Genomic DNA, 25,265 nt, shown 5'->3' on the forward strand with positions numbered 1-25,265 from the left:
GCCGCGGCAAAGAAAGTAAGTGCCGCCCCGCACAGGGGCAACACTAATAGACCACAAAAAAAAAAGAAAACCCCCAACACCACAGGCAACAAACCCCAATACCAGACAACGAGAACCCCAAAAAATGAAAACCCTAAAAAACCCAACACTTCTAAAAACAAAATCCTACATAGCAGGCGAATGGCAATCCGCCGAAACCGGCATCACTTTCGAAGTGAGCAACCCCGCCACAGGCGAAAAAATCGCAACAGTCCCCCGGATGGGCCAACCAGAAACCCGCCGGGCGATCGACCAGGCCAACGCGGCCTGGCCAGCATGGCGAGCAACAACAGCCAAACACCGCGCAGCGATTCTCAAAAAATGGCATGACCTGATGCTGGAAAACGCCGACGACCTGGCGACCATCCTCACCACCGAACAAGGCAAACCCCTCGCCGAAGCCAAAGGCGAAATCCAGTACGCCGCGTCATTCCTGGAGTGGTTCGCAGAAGAAGGCAAACGCATCAACGGCGACACCATCCCCACGCCATCGGGCGACAAACGCATCGTCGTCACAAAAGAACCGATCGGCGTCTGTGCCGCCATCACGCCGTGGAATTTCCCCGCAGCCATGATCACGCGTAAGGTCGGCCCGGCGCTCGCGGCCGGTTGCCCGATCATCGTCAAACCGGCCGAAGCCACCCCGCTCACCGCGCTCGCACTCGCCGTGCTCGCCGAACGCGCCGGCGTGCCCCCCGGCGTATTCAACGTCATCACCGGCGATCCGAAAGCAATCGGCGCGGAAATGACCAGTAATCCGATCGTCCGCAAATTGTCGTTCACCGGCTCGACGCCAGTCGGCCGTCTGCTGATGGCGCAGTGCGCGCCGACCGTCAAGAAAGTGTCGCTCGAACTCGGCGGCAACGCGCCGTTCATCGTCTTCGACGACGCAGACCTGGATGCGGCCGTCGCAGGCGCCATCGCGTCGAAATACCGCAACAGCGGTCAGACCTGCGTGTGCACGAATCGCTTCTATGTGCACGATAAAGTCTATGACGCGTTCGCCGAGAAACTGCGCGTCGCCGTCGAACAACTCAAGGTCGGTCGCGGCACCGATGACGGCGTCACGCAAGGTCCGCTCATCAACGAAGCCGCTGTGCTCAAGGTCGAATCGCATATCGAAGACGCACTCGCCAAAGGCGCGCGCATCGTCACCGGCGGCAAGCGTCACGCGCTCGGTCACGGCTTCTTCGAACCGACCGTGCTCGCGGACGTCACGCCGGCCATGAAAGTCGCGCGCGACGAAACCTTTGGGCCGCTCGCGCCGCTGTTCCGCTTCTCATCGGACGACGAAGTCATCCGCCTCGCGAACGATACGGAGTTCGGCCTCGCGTCGTATTTCTATAGCCGCGATATCGGCCGCGTATGGCGCGTCGCCGAAGCGCTCGAATACGGCATGGTGGGCATCAACACCGGCCTCATCTCGAACGAAGTCGCACCGTTCGGCGGCGTCAAGCAATCGGGCCTCGGCCGCGAAGGCTCGCATTACGGTATCGACGATTACGTCGTCATCAAGTACCTGTGTATCGGCGGGATCTGACGCGGCATCACGACCACGAAGATCCACGTAAAAACGGCCACGCCGGCATGCCCGACGTGGCCGTTTTGCATTCGACGCCTGAATGCATTCACGCTGACTTCACCACCCTCGTCGCATTCGACGCGCCCCTCAGAACGAGTGACGTATGCCCGCCATCACGCCGAGCTGTCCCATGCCTGGCGCAGGCGTCGTACCCCCGCCGCCCTGGCTCACCGTATAAGCGGCGTGCGCGCTATTGAACAGATACGCGCCCTGCAGATAAACCGCCGAACGCTTCGACAGCAAATAGGTGGTGCGTAGCGCGGCGATCGTGCCGCGCGTATCGTCCGCGCGATTGACGATGCGGTACACGCCGCCGTCGACGAGAAAAGCAGGCGTCACGTTGTACGCCGCCGTCACGTAGTACAGATTCGAGCGCACGTCCGGCAATGCGGGCGACACCGTTTCGACGTGCCGTCCGAGCCAGCCCGCGCCGATCTTCACGGGGCCGATGTGGCCATAGCCATTGAGTTGCATCCGCACGTCCTTGTCGCCGGAATCCGTCACCGCGAAAGGCGCCGTGCCGTCGTACAGGTTCGCGGCCGCGCCCGGACCGCCGCGTTGTTCGTCGTAAGCGCCCGCTACGCCATAACCGTTCATGTCGTAGCGCAGCATGGTCGACCACTCGCGGCAGCTTTGCGCACTGCCGGGAATCGAGCCGACACAGGTGCCCTGCCCCGGCGAGTTGCCGGTCCCCGCGGAATCGCGTCCGAACGAATATGTCGCGCCGAATGTAACGCCGGAGAACGTGCCTTTATACGCAATCGTATTGTCGCTGCGGGCGCTCGGCATGTACTGATCGAACGATCCCGTGCCGCCGTAAATATCCGGGCCGAGCAGATCGGAATCCAGTATCGCCCAGTAAGTCATCGTGTACTGACGCCCGAACGTCAGCGTGCCATACGGACTTTCCAGCCCCACGTAGGCTTGCCGGCCGAACAGGCGGCCGCCCTGATTGAGCGTGCCGCCCTTCGTATTGAAACCGCTTTCCAGCACGAATACCGCAGACACGCCGCCGCCCAATCCCTCCTTGCCGCGAATCCCCCAACGCGACGGAAATTCTCCAGTAATGCCAGGCATCCGTACGACGCTATCGCCCGCCGCGTTCGAGTGGGTCACCAGTTCGATGCCCGTATCGATGATTCCGTACAACGTCACGCTGCTTTGTGCGAACGACGAAGCGCTGATGCCAAGCAGCATGCCGCCCAATGCGAGTGGGTATTTCATGGTCTCCGTGTCTCCTTGACAAGTGTTTTGTATGAGTCCGCGCGCGAGTCCGTACACGCGCGACGACACCGGGCGCCGTGCAAGCCACCCAGGATCGTCAAAAGATGAACTGCTTCAGAAGGCCGCGAGCCACGCGTCGCGCGTGCTCACAGTCATCGGGACACCGGCCTGGTCAACCGCCGGGCTTCGGGATATGACGCTTGACTACCATCAACGCGATCATCACGATCGCCATCGCGATGCCGAGCATCCACAGATACGACGATGCGCCGCCGGCCGTGATCACCACCGCGCCGGCGAATGCGCTCGCGATCGCACCGAGCCGGCCGAACGCGAGCGCCGACGCGGTGCCGGTTGCCCGCACGCGGGTCGGATAAACGTATGCGCACAGCGCGAACAGCGTCGACTGAACCGCGTTGACGAACAGGCCGTGTACGCCAAGTCCGAAGATCAGCCAGCCCGTGTGCCCGGCGATATTCACGCCGAGCAGCAACAACGCGCTCGCCGCGCCGCCGGCGCTGCATAGAATCAGCGGCCAGCGCGAGCCGTTGCGCGCGATCACGACCGCGCACAACAGCGCACCCACGACGCCGCCCAGGTTGTAGGCGGTGAGCCCCGAACCCGCGACGGAGACGGACAGCCCTTGTGTGCTGAGCATCGTCGGCAGCCAGCTGAATGCGCTGTAGACGGCGAGCAGGCACAGGCAGAACGCGGCCCAGATCGCGACCGTGTCGAGCGCGAGGCCGTCGCGGAACAACGCGGTGAAACCGGTGTGCTTTTCAGCGGCCTGTTCGCGCGAATCGGTGAACACGCAACCGTTCGTCACCGGCCGCGACATCCGGCCAAGCAGGCGTTCCAGCTCGGGCCAGCGTTGCGGCCGGCGCACGAGAAAGCGCGGCGACTCGGGCAATGTGAACAGCAACAGCGCGCCGAGCACCAACGGCATGATGCCGCCGACGAGGAATAGCCCGCGCCAGCCGTAGGCCGGCAGAATCTCGTGCGCGAACAGCCCGGCCACCATGCCGCCGAGCGGCACGCATACGATCGTCGCGGTAACCGCCAGCGTGCGGCGTCGAGCCGGCGTGAATTCGGCGGTCATTGTCGTCGAGGTGGGCAACGCGCCGCCGATGCCGAGGCCCGCGACGAAGCGCAGAATCGCAATCGTCACGATGTCCGGTGCGAAGCAGATCCCGCAAGTCGCGGCGCCGAACAGCAGCACGCTGCCGATGATCGCCCAGCGGCGTCCGAAACGATCGGCGAGCAGACCGGCGCACGCGCTGCCGATTCCCATGCCGATCAAACCGGCTGCCACCACGGGCGCAAATGCGGCGCGCGTGACGCCCCACTCCTTGATCAACACCGGAATCGCGAAGCCGATCAACTGACTGTCGAAGCCGTCCAGCACGATCGACAACGCGGCGAGAAACACCACGATCTTCTGCATCGCGGTGTAGGGGCCTTCGTCGAGCGTGCGGCCTATGTCGACCGAACGCGCGCTTTCTTCGCTGCGTGCGTGATGCCCGGCGAGCGGCGCCGAGGCGCCGGCCTGTGATGCGTAACCCGTCATGAATTTGTCTCCTGTCGACCTGAGTTAGCGCTTTAGCGCTTACTCAGGTCCCATGCAAAGCTGTCGACCTGAGTTAGCGCTTTAGCGCTTACTCAGGTCCCATGCAAAGCTGTCGACCCGAGTTGGCGCTTCAGCGCTTACTGAGGTCCCATGCAAAGCTCTTGTACCCGCGGTCTGAGGGCCGCGCTTTTTCAAACGTTGTGATCGTCAGTATGGGATTACGCACACGGCTTTCGACATTGCCGTTTCGCGCAAAACTCATGACGTACATGCATGACTTTTCAACGCGACGTCTCGCATCTCGCGCGTCAAAACGGATAATGCCGCGGCGTGGTCTGCACCGTGATCCAGCGCAGATCGGTGAATTCAGCGATGCCGGCCTGGCCGCCAAAGCGCCCGAAGCCACTGCCCTTCACACCGCCGAACGGCATCTGTGCTTCGTCGTGAACGGTCGGCCCATTGACGTGGCAGATGCCCGATTCGATGCGCCGCGCGACGTTCATCGCACGCGCCACGTCGAGGCTGAATACCGCCGACGACAACCCGTACTCGTTGTCGTTCGCGCAGGCTACGGCCTCGTCTTCGCCGTTCACTCGCACGATGCCCTTCACCGGCCCGAACGACTCGTCGGTATAGATACGCATGGCGGGCGTCACGTGGTCGAGCAGCGTGGCGGGCATCAGCGTGCTATCGGCCTTGCCGCCGCAAACGAGCGTCGCGCCTTTGGCGAGCGCGTCGTCGATCAATGCATTGCAGCGCGCGACGGTACTCATGTCGACCACCGAACCCAGCACGACCGGCCCGTTGCGCGGATCGCCGAGCGGCAGTCCACGTGCTTTCTGCGCGAGTTGCGCGACGAACCGATCGGCAATCCGCTCGTCGACGATGATGCGCTCCGTCGACATGCAGATCTGCCCCGAGTTGGCGAACGCGCCGAACGCGGCGGCATTGACCGCGGCGTCGAGGTCGGCGTCGTCGAGCACGATCAACGGCGCCTTGCCGCCCAACTCCAGCACCGAGGGTTTCAGATAACGCGCGCACGTCGCCGCAATGATCTTGCCGACATGCGTCGAGCCGGTGAAATTCACGCGCCGCACTTTCGGATGCGCGATCAACGCTTCGACCACCGCGCCCGCGTCGGCCGGCGCATTGGTCACGAAGTTCACCACGCCCTTCGGCAAGCCCGCCTCCTGCAACACTTCGACGATCAGACCGTGCGTGCCCGGACAAACTTCAGAGCCCTTCAACACCACCGTATTGCCGCACGCAAGCGGCAACGCGATCGCGCGCACCGCGAGGATCACGGGCGCATTCCACGGCGCGATGCCGAGCACGACGCCGGCCGGCTGGCGCACCCCCATCGCGAGACTGCCGGGCACGTCCGATGGAATCAGTTCGCCGCTGATCTGCGTGGTCAACGCCGCGGCTTCCATCAAACCGCCGGCCGCGAGATGCACGTTGAAGGCAGCCCACATCGCCGACGCGCCGGTCTCCGCCGCCATCACGCGGGCGAATGCGTCGCTGCGCGCTTCCAGCGCATGCGCGGCCTTCATCAGCAAAGCGCGGCGCTCGCCGGGCCCCAGTGCCGACCAGGCCGGGAACGCGGCCGCCGCGGCGTCGGCGGCCGCCACGGCATCGGCGACGGTTGCCGCCGGCGCACGCGTCGCCACTTCGCCATCGAGTGGATTGCGACGTTCGAAAGTCGCGCCGTTGCTTGCTTGCACGGCCGCGCCGTTGATCAGCATCGAAATGCTTTGCATCGTTTGTCTCCTGCGAAAAGTTTTATCAGTGCGTACGCGATTCGGCCGGAATCAGGCCACCACGATTTCGATCAGCCTCGGCGACGATGCTGCCAACGCGTCGCGCAGCGCATCGTGCAAGCGCGCCGCCTCGGTCACGCGCACGCCCTGGCAGCCCATGCCCGCAGCCAGCGCGACGAAGTCGAGTCCGGGCAGATCGGTGCCTTGCACCGGATCGTCGGGACCGAAGCCGAATTCCGGCGCGAAATCCTGCAACGCGGCGTAGCGCGAATTGTTCAGGATCACGAAGGTGATCGGCAGCTTCATCTGCACCGCGCTATAGATCGCCTGGATCGAGTACATGCTGGAGCCGTCGCCGATCAGGCCGATCACACGCACGCCGGGTTTCGCCAACGCGACGCCGACGGCCGCCGGCATCCCGTAGCCGAGACCGCCGCTGTCCATCGTGTAGAAAGTGCCGCTCTGCGTGAACGGCAGATAGTGCTGCATCACCGGTCGTGAGCTCGGCGCTTCCTCGACCACGACGTCGCTCGCGTCGCGCACTTCGGCGAGCGTCTGCAACGCGAACGCAACCGAGATCACCGGCGAAGGCTCGGCGCGCGGCCTCGCCGGACGAGGCGCCGGCAGCGGGCGAGACTTCGGCGTGGGCCGCGCCAGCAGATCGGCCACGCCGAGCCGGATATTGCCGACCGCCGCCGTGCCGACCGGCGCCCATGCGGCGATCGCCGGATCGTCGATCAACTGGCACAGCGTGGCGCCTGCCGGCAGATGCGGCCCATGCCCTTCGACGTGATACGTGAACGCCGGCGCACCGATCACGAAGATCAGATCATGGCCGCCGAGCAATTCGACGATCTTCTCGCGCATCGCCGGCAGAAAACCGGCGAACAGGCGATGGTTTTCGGGGAACGCGCTGCGGCCTGTCATCGGCGCGACGAACACGCGGGCGTGGTGGCGTTCGGCGAGCACGACCACGTCGTCCCAGCCGCCGGCGCGATCGACCGCGCCGCCCACCACGAAGACCGGGCGTTCGCACGCATCGAGCGCGTCGCCGATCTGCGCCAGCACGAACGGCTCGGGCCGCGTTTGCGTGCTGACCACGCGTGCCGGCACCGGCTCGGCGGGCCGGTCCCAGTCGTCGACGGGAATCGACACCAGCACCGGCCCGCGCGGTTCCTGCATCGCCACGTGATAAGCGCGCGCGATCGCGAGCGGCACGTCTTCGGCACGCGCCGGTTCGATGCTCCATTTGACGTACGGCTTCGGCAATTCGGTGGCTTGCGTCGACGCGAGGAACGGGTCGAACGGCAGAATCGAGCGAGCCTGCTGGCCAGCGGTGATGACGATCGGCGTGCGATTGCGGAACGCAGTGAAGATGTTGCCCATCGCATTGCCGACGCCTGCCGCCGAATGCAGATTGACGAACGACGCGTTGCGGCTTGCCTGCGCATAGCCGTCGGCCATCCCGACCACGACGGCTTCCTGAAGGCCCAGCACGTAGCGGAAATCGTCCGGGAAATCGCGGAACAGCGGCAATTCGGTCGACCCTGGATTCGCGAACACCGACGTCATGCCGAGCCGGCGCATGAGATCGATCACCGCGTGGCGCACCGTGTGCGGCGTGGCGGATTGGGAGGCGTCCGGTGCATCTGAACGAGGCGCGTGATGGGTCATGCTTGTCTCCTGGCGATGCTGGCGATGTGCGCCGTTTCTCGATGGAGCATTATCCGAAGCACGAGATTGATTGGAAATTGCCTTTTTTGAGAAAAGACATTACTTTTCAGCATGACTTTCAATCTCCAGCAATTACATGCGTTCGCCACCATCGTGACGAGCGGCAGTCTCGGCCGCGCGGCCGAGGTGCTGCAGCCGCACCATCAAACGCCTCGAGGATCAGGTCGGCGCGCCGCTATTCGAACGGCACTCGAAAGGCATGCAGCTCACTGCGATCGGTAGCGCGCTGTTGCCGCACGCCACGCTGCTGCAACGCGAGGCAGAACACGCGCGCGAGGAAATCGACGCGATGCGCGGTCTCGCCAAAGGCACGATACGCGTCGGCGCGGTGGCGAGCATCGCCACACTCGTGCTGCCGCTCGCGGTGAGCGGCGTGCTGGCGCGCTGGCCGAATCTGCGCGTGGAGATCATGGAAGGCGTGTGGGACCGGCTCGCCGATAGCCTGATGAAGCACGAAATCGACCTCGCGCTCAGCATGGCCGTGCCGGACACCGACGAGATCACGGCGATCGCCGATTGCCGCTGGGAAGACACGAGCTATGTGGTCGCCGCGCTCGATCATCCGCTGCGCGGCAAAGCCGATCTGCGCCTCGCCGATACACTCGATCAGCAGTGGTGCGTGCCGCCGCGCGGCACGGGGCCGTTCGAGCACATGCAGCACGTGTTCGCGGAGCACGGGCTCGGCATGCCGCCGATCGCGGTCGAGACCCGTTCGATCACCGTGCTCAAAAGCCTCGTGACGCGGGCGGGATTCCTCAGCTGGATGGCCACACCGATGTACGACACCGAAGCCGCCGCCGGTGTGTTCGATACGCTGCCGGTTGCGGGCCTCGTGGCACGCCGTACGTTGACGGCGTTCCGGCGGCGTCAGGGGATTTTGCCGAGCCCGACGGTGAAGTTGCTGGACCAGCTCAGGCAACTGACCGCCGCACCTCGCTGAACGCCGGGATTTCGTCCGATTTCGCGACTGAAATGCAAAACGGGCCTGCTTTCACCATGCAGTGAAAGCAGGCCCGCTCTACGACTACTCGCCAGGCACGGCCAACAAGCCATCACGCCGCGCCTACCTGAAGACCCCTTCGTGGCGATGGACGATCTACCGATACGCTATCAATTACCGACTGAAACAACCGGCGCCGAGTACGAGCTAACCGCCGTATCCGAACGGCTGCCAGCTTGCGACGAACCATTCGTCGACGAACCGTAACCGCCCGTTTGAGCCGCGCCGCGTTGTGCGGCAACGCGGGCTTCAGCAGCCTGAATGTTGGCCGGATAGTCCTCAGGGTTCGCGGTGCCCGGATAGTAGCCGACCTGTTCCAGTTGAATCAGCTCGGCGCGCACCTGAGCGCGGGTCACGGGCTGGCTGGATTGCGCAAAGGCGGCCAGCGGAGCGGCAATGAGAGCAGCGATAACGGCAGCTTCGATCAGCGATTTCATGATTCTTACCTCCAAAGATTGTTTTTCGAGACGCTGCCGAAACGTTCTTTCCGCAGCGAATGTAGACAGTCTAGGAGGCGAAATGGTTAGGGAAAACCCCTAATCCACGAATTCACCATTGCTATTAACGAGATAATGCGGCGGCCGGTGCGGCCCGCTGGCTTTCTGTTACCTGTGTTTTCAAGATATCTCCCGCATTTTTGCCGGCGCTCGCGCGGCGGTCGCTTCTCGGACTGGCGCCGAAGCGCGCGCGGTACGTCCGCGAAAAATGCGACGGCGATTCGAACCCGCAGGCCACGCAGATCGACGTGATCGACATGTCGGTTTGTTGCAGGAGTTCGCGCGCGCGGGTAAGGCGCAATTGCAGGTAGAAATGCGTCGGCGTGTCCTTCAGCGATGCGCAGAACAGGCGTTCGAGCTGCCGCCGCGTCACGCCGATCTCCTGCGCAAGCCGGTCCGGCGCAAGCGGCTCCTCCATATGCTGTTCCATCACGCCGATCACCTGAATCAGCTTGCGATTGTGGACGCCGTAGCGCGCTGCGATCTCCATGCGCTGGTGGTCCGAGCGTTGCCGGATCCGGCTCACCACGAACTGTTCCGATACCGCCGAGGCCAGCGCCGCGCCGTGCTTGCGGCCGATCAGGTCGAGCATCATGTCGATCGACGCGGTGCCACCCGCGCAGGTAATTCGCCGCTCGCCGATTTCGAATAATTCCTGGCTCGCGTCCAGCGCCGGATAGCGCTCGCGAAACGCGGACAGCGCTTCCCAATGCACGGTGACACTGTCCGATGCGCTCAGAAGTCCCGCTTCCGCGAGGATAAAGCTGCCCGTGTCGATCCCCCCGAGCGTCGCGCCCGCGCGGCTCAGCCGCTTCAGGCACTCGCCGAGTCCGCGGGTATAGCAGGCAAGCGGCTCGAAGCCCGCGACGACGAACACCGTCTGGCTCGATTCGACATCGCCGATCGCTGCGTCCGCGTTGATCGAAATGCCGTTGCTGGCCGCCACCGGCGCGCCGTCGACGCTCAGAATGCGCCACCGGTAAAGCTCGCCGCGAAAGCGATTGGCGACCCGCAACGGCTCGACCGCCGACATGAAACCGATCGCCGAGTAGCCGGGCAACAGCAGGAACGACATATCTTCGGGCATCGTATCGGGACTCGATTGGTGGCGAAAACGCAGGCGCACGCGGCAATGCCGGCGAGCGTAGCAAGCGCGCCGCGCGGCGGCAAGGCGCACCAAAAATCGTCGCGCGACGGTGCTGCAATGCATCGCGGCACGCTGCTGGTTTTCCCTCATGGCCGCCTGCTTGTCGCAGGCAAGCAAGAACGGGTCGCTCGCGGTCGCTTTGGGCGAAATATGGGGCATTAACGTTAGGTCATTGCTGCAGTACACGCTTCACGCCTTATCCAGCAGGTCCGGGGCCGCCCGAAAGCGGCCGCTTCGAAACACGCAGTCAAACGTGTCCGAAAGGGGAACGTCATGAAGTCGAGTGTCAAAGCCTTGCTTGCCCATCTCGCGTGCCTCGCGGCCGCGCTCACTGCGATGCCCGCATTCGCGCAGGATCCGTCCACCTGCAAAGCCGTGCATTTCGCCGACATCGGCTGGACCGACATCACGTCGACCACCGCGCTGGCTTCGACCGTGTTCGAAGGGCTCGGCTATCAGCCGGTGACGACCGTCGCGTCGGTGCCGATTTCGTTCGCGGGGCTGAAGAGCAAGCAGCTCGACGTGTCGCTTGGCTACTGGTGGCCGGTGCAGGAGAAAGCGATCACGCCGTTCGTCGAAACGAAATCGATCCAGGTGTTGCAACCGCCCAATCTCACCGGCGCGAAAGCCACTTTCGCGGTGCCCAGCTATGCGTACGACGCGGGGTTGAAGACCTTCGCCGACATCGCCAAACATCGCGACGAACTCGACGGCAAGATCTACGGGATCGAACCCGGCAGCAGCGCGAACGCGGCGATTCAGAAGATGATCGCCAGCAACCAGTTCGGCCTCGGCGGTTTCAAGCTGGTCGAATCGAGCGAGGCGGGCATGCTGGTGTCGGTGGATCGCGCGATCCGCGAGAAGAAGTGGGTCGTGTTTCTCGGCTGGGAACCGCATCCGATGAACATCACGATCGACATGAAATACCTCACGGGCAGCGACGGCGTGTTCGGTCCGAACGACGGCGAAGCACGCGTGTACACGCTGACGTCCCCCGACTTTCTGACACGTTGCCCGAACGCCGGCAAGCTCGTGAGCAATCTGCGCTTCACGACGCAAGTCGAAAACGTGGTGATGCAATCGGTGATGAACAAGGAAAAACCCGCCGACGCCGCGAAAGCGTATCTGAAGAAGAACCCGCAACTGCTGGATGCATGGCTCGCCGGCGTGAAGACCTACGACGGCAAAGACGGCTTGCCCGCGGTCAAGGCTTATCTCGGGCTTTGAGCGCAGCGTCGTCGCGGTCGAACACACGCACTCGCGTTTCAACACACAGGAACTGATCCGCAATGAACCACGAAGTCATCGTGACCTGCGCCGTGACCGGCGCGGGCGATACGGTCGGCAAGCATCCGGCCATTCCCGTCACGCCGAAACAGATCGCCGAAGCCGCGATCGAGGCCGCGAAAGCCGGCGCGACCGTCGCGCACTGCCACGTGCGCGATCCGAAAACCGGACGCGGCAGCCGCGATCCGAATCTGTACCGCGAGGTGGTCGACCGGATCCGTTCGGCGGACGTCGACGTGATCATCAATCTGACCGCCGGCATGGGCGGCGATCTGGAGATCGGACCCGGCGAAGACCCGCTGCGCTTCGGTGCGAATACGGACCTGGTCGGCGGCTTGACGCGGCTTGCGCATGTGGAAGAACTGCTGCCGGAAATCTGCACGCTCGATTGCGGCACGCTCAATTTCGGCGACGGCGACTACATCTACGTATCGACACCCGCGCAATTGCGCGCAGGCGCCAAACGCATTCAGGAACTCGGCGTGAAACCGGAGCTGGAAATTTTCGACACCGGCCACCTGTGGTTCGCGAAGCAATTGCTGAAGGAGGGTTTGCTCGACGCACCGCCGCTGTTCCAGATCTGCCTCGGCATTCCGTGGGGCGCACCCGCCGATACCACGACGATGAAAGCGATGGCCGACAACCTGCCGCCCGGCGCGCAGTGGGCCGGCTTCGGGATCGGCCGCATGCAGATGCCGATGGTCGCGCAGGCGATGCTGCTGGGCGGCCACGTGCGCGTCGGTCTCGAAGACAACATCTGGCTCGACAAAGGTGTGCATGCAACGAACGGCACGCTGGTGCAGCGCGCGGTGGAGATCATCGAGCGGCTCGGCGCGCGCGCGCTCACTCCCGCTGAAGGGCGCAAGAAACTCGGCTTGCCCGCGCGCGGCGAACGGCAACTGGAGCGCCGTACGCTCGCGCAGTACGCGTGATTATCGAACACGGCTCCGCCCTCTTCTCAACCTGAATTCATCGCTTAGGCAAAAGGACCGTCAGCAATGGCAGTAATCGTCGATATCAAAACGTTTGCCGCGATCGGCGCGGGTGTGATCGGTAGCGGCTGGGTGGCGCGCGCGCTCGCTCACGGCCTCGATGTGATCGCATGGGACCCCGCGCCCGACGCAGAGCGGCAATTGCGCGAGAACATCGCGAACGCGTGGCCGGCGCTGGAACGCGTCGGGCTCGCCGAGGGCGCGTCACCCGCGCGGCTACGCTTCGTCGATACGATCGAAGCCTGCGTGAAGGACGCGGACTTCATTCAGGAAAGCGCGCCCGAGCGGGAAGAATTGAAGCTCGCACTGCACGAGCAGATCAGTCGCGCGGCGAAACCGGACGCGATCATCGCTTCGTCCACATCGGGGCTGCTGCCGAGCGACTTCTATGCGCGCGCGCTGCATCCGCAGCGCTGCATCGTCGGGCATCCGTTCAATCCGGTGTATCTGCTGCCGCTCGTCGAAGTGCTCGGCGGCGAGCAGACCGCGCCTGAGACGATAGATGCGGCGCTCGGCATCTATCGATCGCTTTCGATGCGGCCGCTGCGCGTGCGCAAGGAAGTGCCCGGCTTCATCGCCGACCGGCTGCTCGAAGCGCTGTGGCGCGAAGCCTTGCATCTGGTCAACGAAGGCGTGGCGACCACCGGCGAAATCGACGACGCGATCCGCTTCGGCGCGGGCATTCGCTGGTCGTTCATGGGCACGTTCCTGACCTATACGCTGGCGGGCGGCGACGCGGGCATGCGTCACTTCATGCAGCAATTCGGCCCCGCGCTCGAACTGCCGTGGACTAAACTGGTAGCGCCGACACTCACCGACGAGTTGATCGATCGCGTCGTGGACGGCACCGCCGAGCAGGTCGGCGAGCGTTCGATCAAACAACTCGAACGCTACCGTGACGATTGCATCACGAGCGTGCTGGCCGCGATCGGCGAAGCCAAGGCACGGCACGGGTTGCTCGCCGCAGAGTAATCGCTGAGTGCAGCGGCAGCCGCCGCTGCACTTCATCAGAAGGAGACGTTTACCCGTGCCGCATCACGCTTCGCTACCCTGCTATCGCGACACCGTGCGTGCCGACTGGGTCGATTACAACGGTCATCTGCGCGACGCGTTCTACATGCTGATCTTCAGCTTCGCCACCGACTCGTTGATCGATCAGATCGGCTTACCCGACGCGGTGCGCAAAGCACGCCACCGGTCGATCTACACACTCGAAGCGCATCTGAACTATCTGCACGAGATCAAGGAAGGCTCACAGGTCCGTGTCGATATGCGAGTGATCGCGCATGACGCGAAGCGGTTTCATCTGTACCTCGAAATGTTCGCCGACGACGGCGCCGAACCCGTGGCGGCCGGCGAACAGATGCTGTTGCACGTCGATACCGACGGACCGCGCGGCGCGGCGTTCGATCCGGACATTACGGCTAACCTGCGAGCGTTGGCCGAAGCCCAGGCCAGTTTGCCGGCGGCGAAATTTGCGGGACGCACGATCGGCCTGCCCGTCAAAACCTGACGAAACCCCGTCGTAAAGGAGACGAACATGCTCGAACCCGAGATGGCCGCGTTCATCGAACGAAGCACCACGCTGTATCCGGCGCACCAGAGCGCGTCGTCGCCGCGCGAGCAACGCGAGATGTACGACCGTTACGCCGCGGCTTTCACGCCGCCGTTGCCGGCCGGTATCGTCACGCAAGACGCGGTGTTCGAAGCGAAGGCAGGGCATCTGATCAAACTTCGGCTTTATCGCAACGACGCGCAACCCGGCAGCGCCGTTCGCGGCACCGTCCTCTACTTTCATGGCGGCGGCTTCGTGCTCGGTTCGCTGGACAGTCATCAACTCGTGACGGCGCGCATCGCCGCGGATACCGGCCTCGACGTGATCGCGGTCGACTACCGGCTTGCGCCGGAACACCCGGCGCCGGCCGCTCATGACGATTGTCTCGACGTCACGCTGGCGGCGTTGAACGGCAGGCTGCCATTCAAACCGTTCAACACTTTCGGCCAGCCCCCCCACAACCCGCTGCAACTGGCCGGCGACAGCGCCGGCGCGACACTGGCCGCAAGCGTCGCGATGCGGCTACGCGACGATCGCGTAGAAGGCATTCACGGACTCGCGCTGATCTATCCGATGCTCGGCACCGAACCCCAAATGCCCGCGCGCGACACCGAAGCGCACGCGCCGATGCTCACGCTCGCCGACGTGCATGCATTCCGCGATTTCTATTGGGGCAAGGAGCCGCCGTATCCCGCCTGGACGATCCCGCTCGACGCCACGCGCTTCAACGGATTACCGCCGACGCTGGCTGCCGCGGTCGAACATGACCCGTTGCGCGACGACGCCCGCGTCTTCATCGACCGCGTGAATGCGGCGGGCGGCGCGGGCCGCTTGTGGATCGGCGCGGGCCTCGTGCACGGCTGCCTGCGCGCGCTGGAGTCGAGCCCCGGCGCACAGGCATTGCATCGCGAGGTCTGTCAGTTTTTACGAGCCCATTCGAGTCACGCGACCTGAACGGGTTCGCCAACCCCACGCGCAGTTCTACGTCCGGCGGAACAGCGGCGCGCCCCACGGCGTCGCGAGATGGCCGAACGGAACGCGCGCACCCGATCAGGTCTGCGCATACGCGCCATTGCGCTTGAACGAGCTGGCGAAGAACAGCACCTGATACTGCACGGCATTCGCCCAATATTTCCACGTATGGCCGCCTGGGCGCTCCGCATAGTCATGCGGCACGCCCAGCTCGACGAGCCGTTCGTGCAGCATGCGGTTCGCCTGAACCAGCGAGTCGTTCACCCCGCAATCGATCGTCAGCGCGATATGCGCATTGCCGAAAGTGCGCGCGTTTTCGACGATGGCTTCGTTGTTCCAGAACGCGGCATGGCGAGCGGGATCGCCGAATACGTCGTCGATGCCGGGTTCGTCTTCGCAACCGCGCGGGTCGACCGCGCCGCTGATGCTGCCCGCGGCGCCGAACACGTCGGGCCGGTCGACCGCGAGATGCAACGCGCCGAAGCCGCCCATGCTCAAACCGGTGATCGCGCGCGCCTCGCGTGCGGCAATCGTGCGGAAATGCATGTCGATATACGCGACGACTTCCGTCCCCACGTAGGTTTCATAGCGGCTGCGCGGATCGACCGGGCTGTCGATGTACCAGCTCTCGTGACCGCCATCGGGCATCACGAGAATCATGTGGTAGCGGTCCGCCAGCTTGCCGATCTGCGAATTCGAGGTCCAGTCGGTGTAGTCGCCACCGGACCCGTGCAGCAGATACACCACCGGAAAGCGATCGTCCGGTTTGCCGTGCATGTATTGATCGGGCACCACCACGGTGGCTTCGAACGACTTGTGCATCGCGGCGCTGGGTATCGTCACGACCCGCGCCTGGAAAGCCCAGACCGGGGTCGCGAAAAGCAGCGTCAGAATGAGCCAACAGGCACGAGCTGTATTCATGGTTGTCGCTCTCCCACTTTCCGCGTGTTCAGCAGAACACGATCGGGCATCCGGCGGAAAAATGCTGCGAACGACTCTAGCAACGGCGACTTACAACCAAATTTCAGCTAAGCATACGATCTCGTCAGCTTCGTGCAGCCATTCGACGTCATTTATAGGCGATATGGGCAGCGAAGCCCGTCTGCCCCGGCGCGATATCGGGCTTCAACGTGCAGTCCGGAATGTCGTACGCGCCGCCGTTTTGCCGCCGGAAAGCGAGCGGTTCCGTTTCCCAAAGACGATCGAGCCGTGCGCCGAGCGCGTCGCGGACCTGCGGGTACTTCGCTTCGTCGACACGGCCGGTTCGATAGACGACGAACGGCGGCAGCACGTCGAAGCCGGGGTAATACAGAATGCCGTGCTGGATCGGGAACAGCAGATCGTCGATCGGACCATTGATGCCACGTGCGCTGTAATGCGATTCCCAGCCGCCCGCCGTGACGACCAGCATCGCGCGCTTGCCGGTCAGCGTGCCTTCGCCGTAACGGTCGCCCCAGCGACTATCGGAATGCTCGCCGACGCCATACGCGAAGCCATACGCATAAACGCGTTCGACCCAGCCCTTCAGGATCGCCGGCATGGAAAACCACCACATCGGAAACTGCAGGATGAGCGCATCGGCCTCTATCAGTTTTTGCTGTTCCCGCGCGATGTCTTCGCGCTGAAGTCCGTGCTCGAACGCATGTTGCGAGTCGAGCGCCGGGTCGAAGCGCGCACCGGTCCGCTGGACGAGGCTGTCGTCCGCGTCCAGCGACGCCTTCCATTTCATCGCATACAGATCGGACACCTGTACGTTGTGGCCGGCATCTTCGAGACGCTTGACCGAAAAATCCCGCAGCGAGCCATTCAACGACCTGGGTTCGGGATGCGCATAGACGATAAGAACATTCATGAGCCGACCTCCGTATCCGAAAGCAGACACGATAGGCTCTGACCCGGTATATTAGAAATGAATTACGGAAATAACAGGTATAGCCATGAATAATCTCAGACGTGTCGATCTGAACCTGCTGCTCACGCTCGATGTGCTGCTCTCCGAACACAACGTGACGCGCGCGGCGGAGCGTCTGAATTTTTCGCAACCTTCGGTGAGCGTCCACCTCGCCAAACTGCGCGATCTTTTAGGCGACCCGTTGTTGCTGCCAGGCCCGCGCGGCATGCGCGCTACTGCACGCGCCGAAGCATTGCGCGAGCCGCTGCGGCAAGCACTCGAAGCGTTGGAACGGGCAATCGCACCGGCCAGCGCGTTCGATCCCGCTGAGGCAGTCGACACATGGCGCGTGGCCGCCGCCGACTATGCCGAAGCCACCATCCTGCTGCCCGCTCTTGCGGGCTTGCGCACGGCGGCGCCCGGCACGCGCGTCGCCGTACTGGCAGCGGTGCCGTCGCGCATCTCGAAGCAGGCGGAACAAGGGGACATCGATCTGGCGCTCCATACCGCCGAAGACTCGCCACCAGGTCTGCGCCGGCGCGTGCTCTTTGCGGAACGCTATGTACTGGCCGGCCGCGCCAACCATCCGCGTCTGAAACGGCGGCCTACGCTTGCGCAATTCTGCAAGCTCGACCACGTGATCGTGTCGCCGGATGGCGGTGGCTTCAGCGGCGTGACGGACGACGTGCTATCGCAAGCCGGGCTTACGCGGCGAGTCGTGCTGTCCGTTCCGCACTTTCTGTTCGTGAAGTCGGTACTCGCGAACACCGACCTCGTCGCGATGCTGCCCGAGCGGCTGGTTCGGGACGCGAGCGAATTGCGGGTGGTCGAGCCGCCGGTAGCCATCCCCGGCTACGAAATGGCGATGCTGTGGCACGAGCGCTCGCATCGCGACCCGGCGCATCAATGGCTGCGGGAGCACATTGCTAATTCGGTGTGATGCTGGCGCCCTGATTAGGTAGCGACACCGCCGGTTGTCCGGATTCGCCGCGGGCCTTGCGCTTGTCCATTTCGGCGAAACGCGCCTTGATGTGCCGGCGCATCGGCTCCTCATAAAACTTGAAGAACACCAGGCTGGCGAGCACGCTGAAGATGATCACGATCCATCCCGTCGACTCGCCGAATCCGAGCATCAGCGCGATTAACGCAATCGGCAAATGGGTCAGGTAAAGCGAGTAACTGGCCTCGCCTAAGCGCACCATCGGCCGCGAACTCAGGAAGCCGAAAATCACAGGCCGCTCGAGCAGCGACAGGCCCAGAATCAGCACGGCAAAAAACGGGCCTTGCAAATAGAAATCCGGCGAAACAGGCCGCCAGAGGCTCAGTATCACGACACCGACGAGCGCCACGCCGACCAGCCACTTGCCCCGCGTGTGATACGACACGCCGGTCGCGCTCAGACGCAGGAATGTGATTGCCGAAGCAATGCCCATCATGAACTCCGAGAGCCGCGTGATGGGCAGCGAATAAATCATGGAGCCGCTGCGCGAGATCGGTAGATAGGTATTGAGGAATACGATCCAGATGCCGGTCGCGATCCAAAGCGTGGCACACACCAGAACCAGGCGTGTGGCTTTCATCCTCATCATCCGGCGCAACAGGAACGGGAACAGCAGGTAAAAGAAGATCTCGCACGAGATGCTGTCCGATGGACCATTCCACGGCTGATTGATCGCCGAGAACGGAAACCATCCGTTGATCAATAGCAACTGACAAATCAGGCTGGCAACGAGCGACAGATACACCGAACTCTTCAGCGCGAACCACTTCAGCATCAACGCGGCATTGCCTGTGTACAGCAGATAGACCACTACCGGCACGCACAGCAGCAGGCCGAGCAGGATCATTGGATAGATGCGGGCGATCCGCGCTTCGTAAAACGGGCGAGCGCCGTCACGCGCGATCTTGTCGCGGTAGGTGAACGTGAGGATAAAACCCGACAATACGAAGAACAGCGATACGGCGGTGCGGCCCCCGTCGATGAAATTGAAAATCGACGACGGCAGCCGCAGCAGGCCGTTTTCAGAGTAGTGCGAGATGACGACCGCGAATGCGGCGATAAACCGGATACTCGTCAACGCGGGAAAGCCGCCGCCCGATTGATTTAGTCCCGTGGCCATGAGTACCGCCCCCAACTTTAGGTATGACGTGAATCTATCATCCGCAAAAAGTGGAACTGTGGGCTCGGCGGCACTTCTACCGGCGATGGCGGAAGGCTCGGGTAATTTGGCGGGAATGGCCAGCGCGAAAGGGGTTGGGTTAGTGCCAGGTCTACGGCTAATGCCGTCCCTCACACAGCGCGGCCACCGTCGTCAGAAAAAGTTGTGCGCCCACCGGCTTGCGCAAGCACACGTCCCAGTTCTTCTTACCGCCCTCAGGCGGCGGGACCGACGTATGAATCAGAATGGGCACGCGTGCGAGTTCGGGCATCGCCTTCAGACGGCGGCACAGTTCCGCGCCGTCCATGATCGGCATCATCCAGTCGGTAATGATGAGACGAGGAAGCACATGAGCGAGACGAGCAACCGCTTCCCGGCCGTTGCTCGCACAACTCACTTCGTAGCCTTCGTTTTCAAGGATCAGGCACCACGCCGCCAGAATCTCCGGCTCGTCATCCACCAGTAAGATTGAGTGCATCTGGAGCCGCCGGTCAAATCGCTATTTATCGTTATTTCAAGCCCACGCAAGAGATGTTCCACAATCTGCGAATTCGACGATAGTGATGCGAACCGGTTGCCGCGACGGCACATTTCTGGAAGCCCGCTCCACGCCGACAGCCTGCATCGGGCCTCCCAATCATTCCACGTACACGCATGTTTCTCACATCAGGCTTGCTGACCCTCCGTGCAGCCGTGTCCGGTGTGGTACGAGCGTACGCAAGTTGTAGAAAACGCCATGCTTCAAACCCGTAACGCAACTGCGAGCTTGGGAAGCGCGAACTCCAGAAACATCCGCGTTGCCAGCGTCACACCTTGTCGCGCGGGCATGATCGCGTACATTTTCGCGGGCTCCGGCCGCCAGCCCGACTGCTCTGCCATCGCATCGACGAGTTTCCCTGCCGCGAGCGCGTCCTCGCACAGGTAACGCGGCATGCATGCAATGCCGATTCCCGCGATAGCCGCCGCCTGCAAAACCGCAATGTTGCCGCTCACGAGACGCGGTGAGTACTCCAGACTACGCTCACCCTCCTCGTCGTGAAGGAAACGGAGCACCTTCGCGCCACTCTGGTCTGACTGCGCCAATATCCGCTGACCGGCGAACTGGTCCGGATGCGTTGCACGCTGCTCCACCAGTAGCAAGTCGGGGCTCGCCGCGACCATCATCGGAACGTCGGTCACGACTCGCGCCACCAGGCTGGAATCTTGGAGCGGGCCGGTCTGGACGCGAAAGGCAAGCTCGAATCCACCGGCAATGAGATCGGGCTGGCAATATTTTGTGTCGACCAGCACGTCGAGATGCGGATGCTGGCTGCAAAACTCGGCAACCACCGGCATCAGCGCAGCGGCGGCAAACGAGGCAGGACAGGTGAGCCGCAGCACGCCACGCGGTTCGCCGTTGATCTCCGCCGCCACGTTGAACGCGGCACGTGCTTCATGGACCAGCGAGCACGCGTGGCCATAAATCTGCTCGCCCGCCGTGGTGAGCGAAACCCGCCGGGTATTGCGTTGCAGCAGCCGCACGCCCATACGTTCTTCGAGTTCCGCAACGCGTCTGCTCAGTTTGGATCGCTGCATGCCGAGGCTGCGCGCAGCCGCCGCAAAACCGGTTTGTTGAACAACCTCCGCGAACAAAAATAAATCATCGAGCCTTTCCATATCCCGCATTCCCCAATTCATCACCGCGACCGCGCCATAACTCAATCAAACAATGCGCATCGCAGTGTTGCTTGCCGATACTATTAAATCCGCGATCGAATCGTATTCGCTCCAATCACCCGCTTTATCGACTCAACTCGACAAAACAGCGTGATCGTGCCGTGTTCCAAGCCGTCGAAATCTTTCGAACGACCATGGCAGACATAGCGCGAACCTCACGGACGTGCTTTTTTCTCGGGATAGGTGTGCTTCGCCTGGCGACGCATGCGCGCCGGGAAACTACGTTTTCTATGAACAGTGTCGTTGGCGCAGAACGTTTGTCATTCTGGCCCGTGGCGGCGAAATTCCTGGCGGAATCTCCCGGTTCACCGAGACTGGATAATCAGTATCCGCATACTAAAGTCGCCCCGACAGTCATGCAACAAAATAATCGTCAATTCATGTCGAGTTATTTTTATTTTCTTATCCTCTAAAAACTTAATACGATAAAGGTTTAAATCGAAATTAACAATTGGCTCGATCCGGGCGCGCCATATCAGCCGGGGAACCAGGCGAATTATTTGGAACGCCCCGTCTCTTTTCAGTGATCCGGTTTCGTCAATGTCCTGCGAACAAGGACATTCCATTGCCGTTTCTCGACCTTCCACGTTCTGTTCACCGGCGCTATCGTGCGCCTTTCTCCTCGCAGTGCACGTTGAAGGACTTCATGTCGACACGGCCCTGTGTTCCATGCACATTCAACGCGCATCGATCTTCTTCGAAGTACAGCGAGGAGGATCCAACCTGTCGATTCAACCGTTTCCGGCATCTCACACCTGAAGGTATAAAAAGATGGCGATCCCACCTGGATGCGTCAGTCGAGCAACCAAAGTGCGATAGCGAATATGTACTCCAGAAAATCTGGTCCCCTTCTTCCACAGCGAATCGCCACGAGTGACGGCGGGCTCACTGCGTCGACTCACCTCCGAGGTTCGTCGCGGCGTTCAGGCGGGCGAATTCCGGATTGCCTACCAGCCTATCGTAGGCAGCGCTGCAGGCAATGTGCGTGGCGCCGAAGCACTGTTGCGCTGGCAACATCCTGAATACGGACTGCTGTTGCCCGGAGCTTTCGCCGATGCGCTCGACGATCCGGTCACCACGGAAAAAGTGACCTGCTTCGTGCTGGATCGTGTTTGCCACGATATCGCCGAACTCGGCGAGCCGTGGCCGGCCGATCGCTATGTCTCCATCAACATCGACCCGTGCCTTCTGCATGGCGATTTTTTTGCACAGAAAATTAGTAAGCGATGCGAACAGTACCAGATCGATCCGTCGATGCTGATGCTGGAAGTACTCGAAAGCGAAAACCTGCTGACGGTCTGCAAGCTGAACGACGCCATTGCGTCGCTGCAACAGTTGGGCGTACGGCTGGCGCTGGATGACTTCGGAACCGGCTTCTCGTCGCTGGCGCGCCTCGCCGGCCTTCCGATCGACACAGTCAAGCTGGCGCGTGAACTGCTGTGCGGTGTGCCGTCGTCCCACCGCTCGCGCATGCTGATTGCCGGCGTGATCAATCTGCTGAACGACCTACAGGTCGAAATTATCGTCGAAGGCGTGGAAACCCTCGAACAGGCGATATGGTTGCGCCAGTTTCCGGACATCCGTATGCAGGGATTCTTCTTTCGCCGTCCAGTCGTCGATCTTCTGGAAGCTGTGCAAAGTATTGCGCCGATCCTCCATTTGGAGTCCTGCCTCGGCCAAGAGAACGGATCGCTACCGCGACATCGGTGAAGCTGGCCTCAAGCTCCTTCGAAAACTTGTAATCGGAGCCGCAAAACAGGTAATCTTCCGGTTTCTCCCACGCCGTGAACTGCATGATTCGAGCGTTCGCCACTCAAATAAACCGGACCACGGCTCCCCCTCCTGATGCTCGGCACCGCGAACCTCGCATGCGTTGCGCTATCGCGTTTCTGGTAGCGGGCCTCACTTCTCTGGCAAGTCCCGCTCACGCCGACACTCAGGCCTGCACGCCGGCAGACGGCACGAACCGCCCCGCGGTCGGTCTGGTTCTGTCGGGCGGCGGCGCCCGCGGTTACGCCCACATCGGCGTGCTGAAGGTGCTCGAGGAGAATCGCATTCCTGTCGATTGCATCGCGGCCACCAGCATGGGTGCGGTCGTCGGCGGCCTGTACGCAAGCGGCATGACGGCAGAGGACATGCAAAAGCGCCTCACCGGCATCAATCTCGCGGATATCGCGTTCGACGTGACCGCGCGCGAGGATTTGCCGCAGTCCCGTCGCGAAGACGAGCGGCTGTATGTGAACAGCTTCTCGCTCGGCTTCGGCTCCAAAGGTTTCCGCCTGCCGGTTGGGCTCGTACAGGGCAACCGTCTGCAGGCGTTGCTGCAGGACTGGACTTCGGCGGTACCCGGCAATATTTCGTTCGACCGCCTGCCGATTCCCTATCGGGCGATCGCCACAGATCTGAGCACCGGCGACAAAGTCGTGCTCGAGCATGGCTCGCTGCCGCAGGCGATTCGCGCCAGCATGGCGCTGCCGGGTTTGTTCGCGCCGGCTGACATCGACGGACGCACGCTCATCGACGGCGGCATCGTCAGCAATCTGCCGATCGAAACCGCGCGCGACATGGGCGCGAGCACGGTGATCGCAGTCGATATCGGCTCGCCGTTGCGGCCGCTGAACGCACTGGCCTCGCCTGCGGACGTGATGCAGCAGATGATCGGCATCCTGATTCGCCAGAATGTCGCACGGCAGCGCGACCGGTTGCAAGCCGGCGACGTGCTGATCGAGCCCGCGCTCGGCTCGCTCAGCTTTACGGACTTCGCCAACGCCAATCAGGCCATTGCCGCGGGCGCCGCGGCTGCGCGTGCCGCGCTGCCGCAGTTGCAGCACCTGGCACTGTCGCCCGCGGACTACGCCGCATGGCGAGCGCGCCACCTTGCGCCTGCGGCGCAGCCGGTGCGGATTACCCGAATCGAAATTGCATCGCCTGGCCCGGTGCCGGAGGCGCGCATCCGCGCCGCGCTGCACGTCAAGCCCGGCGACGTCTACGATCCGTCGACCCTCAACTCGGACCTGCTCGCACTGTCCACCGCCGGCGACTTTGACAACGTAAGCCAGCAACTTGTCGACAATGGCGATCAGCACACGCTCGTGATCAACGCGCAGCAGAAAACATGGGGGCCAAATTTTCTGCTGTTCGGACTCGGCTTGTCGACCAGCTCGACGGACGAAGGCGGCTTCCGGATGCATCTCGGTTATCGCCGCCCGTGGCTCACCTCATCCGGACTCGAAGGCCGGGTCGACGCTACCGTCGGCAGCGATCTCGTCAATCTGCATGCGGAGTTGCGGCAGCCCTTGTCGAACTCGTTCGGGTATTACATCGCGCCCTACGTAGAATTCGAGCGCCGCTATGCCAAAGTCTACAGCGACTACTTCGACGTCAACATTACGCAATATCGTTTTCAGAATGAACGCGCAGGCCTTGATTTCGGACTGCCGCTCGCGCGGCTTGGAGATTTCCGCATCGGCGTAGGCTATGAGCACGACACCGGAACGGCACAATACAACATCCCGATAACGGAGGGCCCGAATGGGCCACTAGCATTTGAAGACACGAGTGGAAAAGAACTGAACGTACACGCGCGCCTCGTAGTCGATCAACTGGACGATCCGCTGTTCGCGCGCAAAGGGTACTTTGGCGAATTGCGTGTCAAACGTTCGATATTCGCGAGCAGCGACCAATTTACCGAGGTGTACGGCAAAGGCATCGTCGCCGCCAGCTATGGACGGCACAGTATCAATGCAAGTTTCGAAGCGGGTAGCGATTTCGGCAGTTCTGACCCGGCGAACCCGCTCGGCTTCACGCTAGGCGGGTTCCAGCATTTGTCGGCCTATGCGGTAGACCAACTGACCGGTGACTCGATGCTGTACGCTCAGGTGACTTACATGAATCAGCTTGCCAGCTTCAATGCTTCTCCAATTCGGGGGATGTTCGTCGGTTTGAGCCTCGAAGCCGGCAACGTCTGGAGCCCGGATCAGGGTCCGGGTTCCGGCAGTGGCCCACTCAAAAAGAACATCACGTTCTTCACCGCGCTGACCAGTTCGTTCGGGCCGATGTATCTCGGCGTCTCCTTCGCACCGCGTGGCCGCAGCAACTTCTTCTTCCAGCTAGGACACACCTATTGACTGTGAACAAAAAGCG

Annotated in this window: 20 protein-coding genes and 1 pseudogene; 10 read left to right on the plus strand and 11 right to left on the minus strand. The window is 62.5% G+C overall.

Going from position 1 to position 25,265, the window contains the following annotated elements:
• The first annotated feature begins 124 nt into the window (after positions 1-124).
• Positions 125-1,579, plus strand: coding sequence for an NAD-dependent succinate-semialdehyde dehydrogenase (locus PQQ51_RS08605; RefSeq protein WP_408496349.1), 1,455 nt, complete (start codon positions 125-127; stop codon positions 1,577-1,579).
• Between the two features lie 129 nt (positions 1,580-1,708).
• Here the strand turns inward: PQQ51_RS08605 and PQQ51_RS08610 are convergent, their stop codons facing one another.
• From PQQ51_RS08610 to mdlC, 4 genes are all read right to left on the minus strand, one after another.
• Positions 1,709-2,845 carry a porin gene (locus PQQ51_RS08610; RefSeq protein ID WP_408496350.1) on the minus strand — a complete coding sequence of 379 codons (1,137 nt, stop codon included), beginning with the start codon at positions 2,843-2,845 and terminating at the stop codon, positions 1,709-1,711.
• A 172-nt stretch (positions 2,846-3,017) separates the two neighbouring features.
• Positions 3,018-4,289: an MFS transporter gene (locus PQQ51_RS08615; protein WP_459252345.1), complete on the minus strand. Its 1,272-nt coding sequence runs from the start codon at positions 4,287-4,289 to the stop codon at positions 3,018-3,020.
• Positions 4,290-4,720: 431 nt separating this feature from the next.
• Complete coding sequence (locus PQQ51_RS08620) at positions 4,721-6,172, minus strand: aldehyde dehydrogenase (RefSeq protein ID WP_408496352.1); 1,452 nt, start codon at positions 6,170-6,172, stop codon at positions 4,721-4,723.
• Between the two features lie 51 nt (positions 6,173-6,223).
• Entirely contained in the window at positions 6,224-7,846 is a 1,623-nt protein-coding gene (mdlC, locus tag PQQ51_RS08625) for a benzoylformate decarboxylase (protein WP_408496353.1), read from the minus strand.
• Between the two features lie 111 nt (positions 7,847-7,957).
• Between mdlC and PQQ51_RS08630 the strand changes: the two are divergent.
• Positions 7,958-8,846: pseudogene (locus PQQ51_RS08630) on the plus strand (LysR substrate-binding domain-containing protein).
• Between the two features lie 170 nt (positions 8,847-9,016).
• Here PQQ51_RS08630 and PQQ51_RS08635 read toward each other — a convergent pair.
• On the minus strand, positions 9,017-9,343 hold the full coding sequence (locus PQQ51_RS08635; protein WP_408496354.1) for a DUF4148 domain-containing protein: 327 nt from the start codon (positions 9,341-9,343) through the stop codon (positions 9,017-9,019).
• A 124-nt stretch (positions 9,344-9,467) separates the two neighbouring features.
• Complete coding sequence (locus PQQ51_RS08640) at positions 9,468-10,490, minus strand: GlxA family transcriptional regulator (RefSeq protein WP_408496355.1); 1,023 nt, start codon at positions 10,488-10,490, stop codon at positions 9,468-9,470.
• Between the two features lie 333 nt (positions 10,491-10,823).
• On the opposite strand from PQQ51_RS08640, the gene PQQ51_RS08645 reads away from it, so the two are divergent.
• The 5 genes from PQQ51_RS08645 (at position 10,824) to PQQ51_RS08665 (ending at position 15,338) form a co-directional block, all read left to right on the plus strand.
• Positions 10,824-11,777 (plus strand): choline ABC transporter substrate-binding protein, encoded by a 954-nt coding sequence (locus tag PQQ51_RS08645; RefSeq protein WP_408496356.1) that lies wholly within the window; start codon positions 10,824-10,826, stop codon positions 11,775-11,777.
• 62 nt (positions 11,778-11,839) lie between these two features.
• Positions 11,840-12,769, plus strand: coding sequence for a 3-dehydrocarnitine:acetyl-CoA trimethylamine transferase CdhC (gene cdhC / locus PQQ51_RS08650; RefSeq protein ID WP_408496357.1), 930 nt, complete (start codon positions 11,840-11,842; stop codon positions 12,767-12,769).
• A 66-nt stretch (positions 12,770-12,835) separates the two neighbouring features.
• Positions 12,836-13,801 (plus strand): L-carnitine dehydrogenase, encoded by a 966-nt coding sequence (locus PQQ51_RS08655; protein ID WP_408496358.1) that lies wholly within the window; start codon positions 12,836-12,838, stop codon positions 13,799-13,801.
• A 55-nt stretch (positions 13,802-13,856) separates the two neighbouring features.
• Positions 13,857-14,342, plus strand: a complete 486-nt coding sequence (locus tag PQQ51_RS08660; protein ID WP_408496359.1) for a thioesterase family protein — start codon at positions 13,857-13,859, stop codon at positions 14,340-14,342.
• A 27-nt stretch (positions 14,343-14,369) separates the two neighbouring features.
• Positions 14,370-15,338, plus strand: coding sequence for an alpha/beta hydrolase (locus PQQ51_RS08665; RefSeq protein WP_408496360.1), 969 nt, complete (start codon positions 14,370-14,372; stop codon positions 15,336-15,338).
• A gap of 96 nt (positions 15,339-15,434) precedes the next feature.
• Here the strand turns inward: PQQ51_RS08665 and PQQ51_RS08670 are convergent, their stop codons facing one another.
• Positions 15,435-16,277 (minus strand): alpha/beta hydrolase, encoded by an 843-nt coding sequence (locus PQQ51_RS08670; RefSeq protein ID WP_408496361.1) that lies wholly within the window; start codon positions 16,275-16,277, stop codon positions 15,435-15,437.
• A 148-nt stretch (positions 16,278-16,425) separates the two neighbouring features.
• Complete coding sequence (locus tag PQQ51_RS08675; RefSeq protein ID WP_408496362.1) at positions 16,426-17,208, minus strand: NAD(P)H-dependent oxidoreductase; 783 nt, start codon at positions 17,206-17,208, stop codon at positions 16,426-16,428.
• An 85-nt stretch (positions 17,209-17,293) separates the two neighbouring features.
• Between PQQ51_RS08675 and PQQ51_RS08680 the strand changes: the two genes are divergently transcribed.
• Positions 17,294-18,187, plus strand: coding sequence for a LysR family transcriptional regulator (locus tag PQQ51_RS08680; protein ID WP_408496363.1), 894 nt, complete (start codon positions 17,294-17,296; stop codon positions 18,185-18,187).
• Here the strand turns inward: PQQ51_RS08680 and PQQ51_RS08685 are convergent.
• The 3 genes from PQQ51_RS08685 to PQQ51_RS08695 form a co-directional block, all read right to left on the minus strand.
• A complete protein-coding gene (locus tag PQQ51_RS08685; protein WP_408496364.1) occupies positions 18,174-19,541 on the minus strand; it encodes an acyltransferase family protein in 1,368 nt (455 codons plus the stop codon). The genes PQQ51_RS08680 and PQQ51_RS08685 overlap by 14 nt on opposite strands.
• Positions 19,525-19,884 (minus strand): response regulator, encoded by a 360-nt coding sequence (locus PQQ51_RS08690; RefSeq protein ID WP_408496365.1) that lies wholly within the window; start codon positions 19,882-19,884, stop codon positions 19,525-19,527. Before PQQ51_RS08690 ends, PQQ51_RS08685 begins: the two co-directional genes overlap by 17 nt.
• Positions 19,885-20,147: 263 nt before the next feature.
• On the minus strand, positions 20,148-21,062 hold the full coding sequence (locus PQQ51_RS08695) for a LysR substrate-binding domain-containing protein (RefSeq protein ID WP_408496366.1): 915 nt from the start codon (positions 21,060-21,062) through the stop codon (positions 20,148-20,150).
• A 933-nt stretch (positions 21,063-21,995) separates the two neighbouring features.
• Between PQQ51_RS08695 and PQQ51_RS08700 the strand changes: the two genes are divergently transcribed.
• On the plus strand, positions 21,996-22,832 hold the full coding sequence (locus PQQ51_RS08700; protein WP_408496367.1) for an EAL domain-containing protein: 837 nt from the start codon (positions 21,996-21,998) through the stop codon (positions 22,830-22,832).
• Between the two features lie 158 nt (positions 22,833-22,990).
• A complete protein-coding gene (locus PQQ51_RS08705) occupies positions 22,991-25,249 on the plus strand; it encodes a patatin-like phospholipase family protein (RefSeq protein WP_408496368.1) in 2,259 nt (752 codons plus the stop codon).
• Positions 25,250-25,265: the final 16 nt, after the last annotated feature.

This window comes from Paraburkholderia xenovorans (assembly GCF_046030735.1).
GTDB lineage: Bacteria > Pseudomonadota > Gammaproteobacteria > Burkholderiales > Burkholderiaceae > Paraburkholderia > Paraburkholderia xenovorans_A.

Bases quoted from the DNA above. Each gene is read 5' to 3' on its own strand.
- PQQ51_RS08675 (WP_408496362.1), bottom strand. From the start codon at position 17,208: ATGAATGTTCTTATCGTCTATGCGCATCCCGAACCCAGGTCGTTGAAT.
- PQQ51_RS08610 (WP_408496350.1), bottom strand. From the start codon at position 2,845: ATGAAATACCCACTCGCATTGGGCGGCATGCTGCTTGGCATCAGCGCT.
- PQQ51_RS08695 (WP_408496366.1), bottom strand. From the start codon at position 21,062: ATGGAAAGGCTCGATGATTTATTTTTGTTCGCGGAGGTTGTTCAACAA.
- PQQ51_RS08680 (WP_408496363.1), top strand. From the start codon at position 17,294: ATGAATAATCTCAGACGTGTCGATCTGAACCTGCTGCTCACGCTCGAT.
- PQQ51_RS08635 (WP_408496354.1), bottom strand. From the start codon at position 9,343: ATGAAATCGCTGATCGAAGCTGCCGTTATCGCTGCTCTCATTGCCGCT.
- PQQ51_RS08605 (WP_408496349.1), top strand. From the start codon at position 125: ATGAAAACCCTAAAAAACCCAACACTTCTAAAAACAAAATCCTACATA.
- PQQ51_RS08670 (WP_408496361.1), bottom strand. From the start codon at position 16,277: ATGAATACAGCTCGTGCCTGTTGGCTCATTCTGACGCTGCTTTTCGCG.
- PQQ51_RS08690 (WP_408496365.1), bottom strand. From the start codon at position 19,884: ATGCACTCAATCTTACTGGTGGATGACGAGCCGGAGATTCTGGCGGCG.
- PQQ51_RS08620 (WP_408496352.1), bottom strand. From the start codon at position 6,172: ATGCAAAGCATTTCGATGCTGATCAACGGCGCGGCCGTGCAAGCAAGC.
- PQQ51_RS08640 (WP_408496355.1), bottom strand. From the start codon at position 10,490: ATGCCCGAAGATATGTCGTTCCTGCTGTTGCCCGGCTACTCGGCGATC.
- PQQ51_RS08705 (WP_408496368.1), top strand. From the start codon at position 22,991: ATGCGTTGCGCTATCGCGTTTCTGGTAGCGGGCCTCACTTCTCTGGCA.
- PQQ51_RS08645 (WP_408496356.1), top strand. From the start codon at position 10,824: ATGAAGTCGAGTGTCAAAGCCTTGCTTGCCCATCTCGCGTGCCTCGCG.
- cdhC (WP_408496357.1), top strand. From the start codon at position 11,840: ATGAACCACGAAGTCATCGTGACCTGCGCCGTGACCGGCGCGGGCGAT.
- PQQ51_RS08655 (WP_408496358.1), top strand. From the start codon at position 12,836: ATGGCAGTAATCGTCGATATCAAAACGTTTGCCGCGATCGGCGCGGGT.
- PQQ51_RS08665 (WP_408496360.1), top strand. From the start codon at position 14,370: ATGCTCGAACCCGAGATGGCCGCGTTCATCGAACGAAGCACCACGCTG.
- PQQ51_RS08615 (WP_459252345.1), bottom strand. From the start codon at position 4,289: ATGCAGAAGATCGTGGTGTTTCTCGCCGCGTTGTCGATCGTGCTGGAC.
- mdlC (WP_408496353.1), bottom strand. From the start codon at position 7,846: ATGACCCATCACGCGCCTCGTTCAGATGCACCGGACGCCTCCCAATCC.